The sequence below is a fragment of the Cribrihabitans pelagius genome (genome assembly GCF_048820915.1).
Taxonomy (GTDB): domain Bacteria; phylum Pseudomonadota; class Alphaproteobacteria; order Rhodobacterales; family Rhodobacteraceae; genus Cribrihabitans_A; species Cribrihabitans_A pelagius.
Genome location: NZ_JBMERR010000009.1, coordinates 132,521 through 138,520 on the forward strand (window position 1 = coordinate 132,521; position 6,000 = coordinate 138,520).

Genomic DNA, 6,000 nt, shown 5'->3' on the forward strand with positions numbered 1-6,000 from the left:
AGAACTGTCTTTCCGCGAGGGCAGGCGCTCGATAATCAGCTCCCCGCTCTGATGTCTCAATCGCCGCTCAAAGCTGCTGCGGCCGCACGCAGCGCGTTTCCTGCGGCGGCCAGTGAAGCCAGCGCCGCAAACGCGCAATGAGGCCGCGCGGGCGGGGCAGGGGCCTTGCCGCGGGCAGCGGGCGCAGTTCCACGCAGTCCTGCCGGGCCGCGGTGAGCATCGAACGGGCCAGGATGTCGGTCAGCATCGGATCTCTCCTTCTTCCGGTTTCTGCCTTGGATGGTTGCGGGAATCACCCGGATTTGCGAGTCAGGAAAAAACCCGTCATGTAAGTTGAGGTTCCATATGGACTGGATGCACATGCCGCCGCTCGCGGCGCTCAGGGCCTTTTCAGCCTTTGCCGAGACCGGCAGCGTGGTGCAGGCGGGGGCGGCGCTCAATGTCAGCCACGCTGCCATCAGCCAGCAGTTGCGCGCGCTGGAGGCGCATCTGGGCATCCCGCTTCTGGACCGCAGCGGCCGCAGCCTGGAGCTCACTGCCGAAGGAACCCATCTGGCCCGCGCCCTGCAGCTCGGCTTCGGTGCTATCCAGACCGCGGTGCTGGAACTTTCCGCGGCCGGTGCTGCCCGGCCGCTGCGGGTCACCTGCACGCCGATGTTTGCCTCGCACTGGCTGATGCCGCGGCTGGCGGGGTTCAGCGCGGCGCATCCCGAGGTAGACCTGATGATTGAGCCCAGCGGCACCATCGCCGAACTGAAGCCCGGCGGCATCGACGTCGCCCTGCGCTACGGCGCGGGCAGCTGGCCGGGGCTGGAGACGGAGCCGCTTCTGCAGTCACCGATGGTGGTGATTGCCGCGCCAAGCCTGCTGGACGGCCGCGAGGTGGCCTCGCCCGAGGATCTGCTCGACTACCCCTGGCTGGAGGAACTCGGCACCTCGGAAGCCAGCCAGTGGCTGCGTTCCCGCGGGGTGGGGGAGGCGTTGCGCGGCAGCCGCACGCTCTTGCCCGGCAACCTGCTGATGCAGGCGGTGCGGGCGGGGCAGGGGGTCGCCGTGAGCGTGCGCCATTTCGTGACCGACGACCTGGCCGAGGGCCGCCTGGCCGAGCTGTTCACCGAGCCCGGCGGCCGCGGCTACCACATCGTGACCCGCCCCGGTGTGCTGCGCCCGGCGGTGCGCGCCTTCGTCGCGTGGCTGCGGCGCGAGCGCAGCGCCGCCTGATGCCCGCCGCCCGCCACCGCGCCGGGGTCGCGCGGTGGGACTGGCCGGCCCGCACAGGCGGACTGCAAAGGCAGACTGTACTGGCGGCCGCGTCCGGACCACGGCCAAAGATGCCTGCCCGATGCGCTTTTTGATCCACGTCAAAGCCCGCCCCCGCGGCTTCTGGGACAAGGGCGCCAGACAGCCCCAGGACGGAGACAATTTCCGTGAGCGATTCCAGCCCCGCCCCCAGCCTCTATGCCGCAAGGGAGCCGATCTTCCCGCGCCGCGTGTCCGGCCCGTTCCGCAACCTCAAATGGTACATCATGGCGGTGACCCTGGGGATCTACTACCTCACCCCCTGGATCCGCTGGGACCGCGGGCCGTCGCTGCCGGATCAGGCGGTGCTGCTGGATCTGGCGGGCCGGCGCTTCTACTTCTTCTGGATCGAGATCTGGCCGCATGAGTTCTACTTCGTCGCCGGCCTTCTGATCATGGCCGGGCTTGGCCTGTTCCTCTTCACCTCGGCGCTGGGCCGGGTCTGGTGCGGCTATGCCTGCCCCCAGACGGTCTGGACCGACCTTTTCATCCTGGTCGAGCGCTGGATCGAGGGCGACCGCAACGCCCGCCTCCGCCTGCACCGGCAGAAGAAGCTGGACTTCCGCAAGGCCCGTCTGCGGCTGATGAAATGGGCGGCCTGGCTGCTGATCGCGATGGCGACGGGCGGCGCCTGGGTGTTCTACTTTGCCGACGCGCCCACGCTGGCGCGCGACCTCTTCACCCTCAACGCCCATCCCATCGCCTATACCACGGTGGCTGTGCTGACGTTCACCACCTTCTTGTTTGGCGGCTTCGCGCGGGAGCAGATCTGCATCTACGCCTGCCCCTGGCCGCGCATCCAGGCGGCGATGATGGATGAGGACACGCTGACCGTCGGCTACCGCGAATGGCGCGGCGAGCCGCGCGGCAAGGGCAATGTCCGCCGCCGCAGCCAGGCCGAGGCCGAAGCGGCGGAAAAGGCGGCCCAGGCGGCAGGCCCGGGGCAGGCGGTCTACCCCGGCACACCCTATCCCGGCCAGGACCTGGCGCAGGACCCCGCTTCCGCCCCTGAGGCCACCGGCCCCGGCGACTGCATCGACTGCATGGCCTGCGTCAACGTCTGCCCCATGGGCATCGACATCCGCGACGGCCAGCAGATGGAGTGCATCACCTGCGCGCTCTGCATCGACGCCTGCGACGACGTGATGGCGAAGATCGGCAAACCGCGCGGGCTGATCGACTACATGGCGCTGTCGGACGAGCCGATGGAGCGCGAGGGCCAGCCGCCGCGCAGCGTCTGGAAACACATCCTGCGCCCGCGCACCGTCATGTATACCGCACTCTGGGGGCTGGTCGGTCTGGGGCTGTTGTTTGCCCTCTTCATCCGCGCCGACATCGAGCTCACCGTGGCGCCCGAGCGCAACCCGACCTATGTCACCCTCTCCGACGGCGCCATCCGCAACACCTATGACGTGCGCCTGCGCAACAAGCATGGCGAGCCGCGGCTGTTCCAGCTGTCGCTGAAGGGCGATCCGGCGCTGCAGCTGGCGCTGGAAGGCCAGCCGGAAACCACCGTCGAGGTGCCTGCCGACACCGCGCTCCTGCAACGGGTCTACATCGTGGCGCCGCCGGGCTCCGGCCCGGCGCAGACGGCCGCCTCGCCGGTGCGGATCTGGGTCGAGGATCTCGACAGCGGCGAGCGCGCCCACAAGGACACCAGCTTCAACGGGGAGGAGAACTGACCATGGCAGCGGCAGACAAGGCTCCGGCGCAAGACGCCAAGCGCCCGCGCGAATTCACCGGCCGCCACGCGCTGATGGTCTTCGTCGGCGCCTTCACCGTGATCATTGGCGTCAACATCGCGCTGGCGGTCAATGCGGTTGCGACCTTCCCGGGGCTGGAGGTGAAGAACTCTTACGTCGCCAGCCAGCAGTTCGACACCCGCCGCACGGCGCAGGAGGCGCTGGGCTGGTCGGTCTACGCCTCGGCGCAGGGGGATCGGGTGCGGCTGGAGATCACCGATGCCGGCGGCCGCCCGGTGGAAGTGGCCAAGCTCAGTGCGACCCTGGGCCGCGCGACCCACGTGCAGGACGACCAAGAGCTCGCCTTCGCCTTCGACGGCACCGCTTACGAGGCGCCCGCCGACCTTGGCCCCGGCAACTGGAACATCCGCATGGTGGCGCGGGCCAAGAATGGCACCGAGTTCACCCAGCGGGTAATCCTGCACGTGAAAGGCTGAGCCATGAGCATGGCCGAACTTCGCCCCCCTGCCGCGGCCTGCCCGGGCTGCATCGCCCTGCCGCAGACCGCCCCCGAACCTGCGCCAACCGAGGCCCGCCTTGCGCTGTCGCTGCCGGGTGTGCATTGCCAGGCCTGCATCTCCACGGTGGAGCGCGGGCTTGCCGCGCTGCCGGGTGTCCGCTCCGCCCGGGTGAACCTGACGCTCAAGCGCGTGCTGGTGGAGGCCGCGCCGGACATGCAGGCCGCCGACCTGATCCCGACGGTGCAGGCGCTGGGCTACGAGGCGCATGAACTGGACCTCTCCGCGCTTGCCGCCCCCGCAAACGACCGCGCGGGGCGCGACCTCTTGATGCGGCTGGCGGTGGCTTTCTTTGCCACCATGAACGTGATGCTGCTGTCGATTTCGGTCTGGTCCGGGGCCTCCGACGCCACCCGCGACATGTTCCACTGGATCTCCGCCGCGATCACCTTCCCGGCCATCGTCTTCTCCGCCAAACCTTTCTTCGTGAATGCCTGGAGCGCGCTCCGCGCCCGGCGGCTCAACATGGACGTGCCGATCGTGCTGGCGCTGCTGCTGTCGCTGGTGACCTCGCTCTGGGAAGTCGCGCTTTCCGGCGCACACGCCTATTTCGACGCCGCGCTGATGCTCACCTTCTTTCTGCTCGCGGGCCGCTACCTCGATCACCGCACCCGCTCCGCCGCGCGCTCCGCTGCCGGGGAGCTGGCCGCGCTGGAGGTCCCCCGCGCAATCCGCCTGGAAGCGGGCGGCGAATGCGAGGTGCCGGTGGCAGACCTGGCTGCGGGCGACCTGATCCTGGTGCGGCCGGGCGGGCGGATGCCGGTTGATGGCGAAATCGTGCACGGCAATAGCGAGCTCGACCGCTCGCTGCTCACGGGCGAGACGGTGCCGGTTGCGGCTGCGCCGGGCATGGCGGTCTCGGCCGGCGAAGTGAACCTCACCGGCCCGCTCACGCTGCGCGCCACCGCGGTCGGGCAGGAGACCTCGCTGCACCGGATGGCGGATCTGGTCGCCATCGCCGAGTCGGGCCGTGCGCGCTACACCTCGCTCGCCGACAGCGCCGCCCGGCTCTATGCGCCCGGGGTGCATATCCTCTCGGCGCTCTCCTTCGCGGGCTGGTATCTCTACACCTTCGACATCCGCACCTCGCTCAACATCGCCGCCGCGGTGCTGATCATCACCTGCCCCTGTGCACTGGGCCTTGCCGTGCCCGCGGTAACCACCGCCGCCTCCGGCCGGCTGTTCCGCAAGGGGATGCTGATCAAGCACGCCACTGCGCTGGAACGCCTGGCCGAGGTCGACACCGTGGTCTTCGACAAGACCGGCACGCTCACTGCCGGCACGCCCGAGGCAATCGGTTTGGAAGATCACCCGGCGGAGGACCTGGAGATCGCGCTGGCCCTGGCCGAAGCCTCCGCGCATCCCCTTTCGGTCTCGCTCGCCCGCGCGGCACGCGCAATGGGCGTCACTCCGGCCGCTGTGACGGATATCACCGAGGTGCCGGGCTACGGCACCGAAGGCCGCCTCGATGGCACCCGCGTGCGGCTCGGCCGCGGCGAATGGGCTGGCGCCGGAGGCATGGAGACCGCCCGCACCGCCGCCTGGCTCGACACCGGCACCGGAGCGGCCAAAGCCTTCCACTTCGCCGACGCCCTGCGCCCCGGCGCCGCGGAGGCGGTCGCGGGCCTGCGCGCCTCCGGCAAGGAGGTGATTCTGCTCTCCGGCGACAGCGCCGCCGCGGTGGCCGACATGGCCGGGCGGCTGGGCATCTCGGAGTGGGTTGCAGGCGCGCTGCCGCAGGAGAAGGCCGAACGGGTGCAACAGCTTGCGTCGGAGGGCCGCAAGGTCTTGATGGCGGGCGACGGGCTCAACGACACCGCGGCGCTGGCGGCGGCGCATGTCTCGGTCTCGCCCGCCTCGGCGCTCGATGCAGCCCGTGTGGCCTCCGACATCGTGCTCCTGGGCCAGGACCTGGCGCCGCTGGCCGAGGCCTGCGATCTCGCCGAAAAGGCCACCCGCCGCATCCGTGAGAACTTCCGCATCGCAACAGTATACAACGTGATCGCGGTGCCGCTGGCGGTCGCGGGCCTCGCGACGCCGCTGATTGCGGCGGCGGCGATGTCGGCCTCCTCGCTCACCGTCTCCCTCAACGCGCTGCGGCTCAGATGAGCCCGCGCCTGCAAACCGGGGTGGTCCGATGAATGTGCTTGCCTATCTGATTCCCATCTCCCTGATCCTCGGCGCCGCCGGGCTTGCCGCTTTTGTCTACACCGTGCGCAGCAACCAGTACGACGACCCCGAAGGCGACGCCCGCCGTATCCTGAGCGACGAATGGGACGATCAGCCCAAGCCGTGAGCGGCAGGGCCTGAGGCGACGGAAAACCGCCGGATTGAGCAGGGGAGGGGGCACTCCCGCGCCCGCAGCCGCCCCGGCTTTGCCGGAACCGCTTGGCGGGATTGGGCGTGGGGGGGGGGGGGGGGGGGGGGGGGGGGGGGGGGGG

General features: G+C 70.0%; 6 protein-coding genes. 5 read left to right on the forward strand and 1 reads right to left on the reverse strand.

Annotation, left to right across the window (positions count from 1 at the left end; translation table 11 throughout):
• Window positions 1–67 precede the first annotated feature (67 nt).
• Window positions 68–247, reverse strand: a complete 180-nt coding sequence (locus ACOHX0_RS10285) for a hypothetical protein (RefSeq protein ID WP_420676588.1) — start codon at window positions 245–247, stop codon at window positions 68–70.
• Between the two features lie 98 nt (window positions 248–345).
• Here ACOHX0_RS10285 and ACOHX0_RS10290 point away from each other — a divergent pair, with 98 nt between their 5' ends.
• The 5 genes from ACOHX0_RS10290 to ccoS all read left to right on the forward strand — a co-directional run bounded on the left by ACOHX0_RS10290 (window position 346) and on the right by ccoS (window position 5,855).
• Window positions 346–1,221 (forward strand): LysR family transcriptional regulator, encoded by an 876-nt coding sequence (locus ACOHX0_RS10290; RefSeq protein WP_420676589.1) that lies wholly within the window; start codon window positions 346–348, stop codon window positions 1,219–1,221.
• A 206-nt stretch (window positions 1,222–1,427) separates the two neighbouring features.
• Complete coding sequence (gene ccoG / locus ACOHX0_RS10295) at window positions 1,428–2,981, forward strand: cytochrome c oxidase accessory protein CcoG (RefSeq protein WP_420676590.1); 1,554 nt, start codon at window positions 1,428–1,430, stop codon at window positions 2,979–2,981.
• 2 nt (window positions 2,982–2,983) lie between these two features.
• On the forward strand, window positions 2,984–3,478 hold the full coding sequence (locus tag ACOHX0_RS10300; RefSeq protein WP_420676591.1) for a FixH family protein: 495 nt from the start codon (window positions 2,984–2,986) through the stop codon (window positions 3,476–3,478).
• Window positions 3,479–3,481: 3 nt separating this feature from the next.
• A complete protein-coding gene (locus ACOHX0_RS10305) occupies window positions 3,482–5,668 on the forward strand; it encodes a heavy metal translocating P-type ATPase (RefSeq protein ID WP_420676592.1) in 2,187 nt (728 codons plus the stop codon).
• 28 nt (window positions 5,669–5,696) lie between these two features.
• Complete coding sequence (gene ccoS, locus ACOHX0_RS10310; RefSeq protein WP_420676593.1) at window positions 5,697–5,855, forward strand: cbb3-type cytochrome oxidase assembly protein CcoS; 159 nt, start codon at window positions 5,697–5,699, stop codon at window positions 5,853–5,855.
• Window positions 5,856–6,000: the final 145 nt, after the last annotated feature.

Bases quoted from the DNA above. Each gene is read 5' to 3' on its own strand.
- ACOHX0_RS10285 (WP_420676588.1), bottom strand. From the start codon at position 247: ATGCTGACCGACATCCTGGCCCGTTCGATGCTCACCGCGGCCCGGCAG.
- ACOHX0_RS10290 (WP_420676589.1), top strand. From the start codon at position 346: ATGGACTGGATGCACATGCCGCCGCTCGCGGCGCTCAGGGCCTTTTCA.
- ACOHX0_RS10300 (WP_420676591.1), top strand. From the start codon at position 2,984: ATGGCAGCGGCAGACAAGGCTCCGGCGCAAGACGCCAAGCGCCCGCGC.
- ACOHX0_RS10305 (WP_420676592.1), top strand. From the start codon at position 3,482: ATGAGCATGGCCGAACTTCGCCCCCCTGCCGCGGCCTGCCCGGGCTGC.
- ccoS (WP_420676593.1), top strand. From the start codon at position 5,697: ATGAATGTGCTTGCCTATCTGATTCCCATCTCCCTGATCCTCGGCGCC.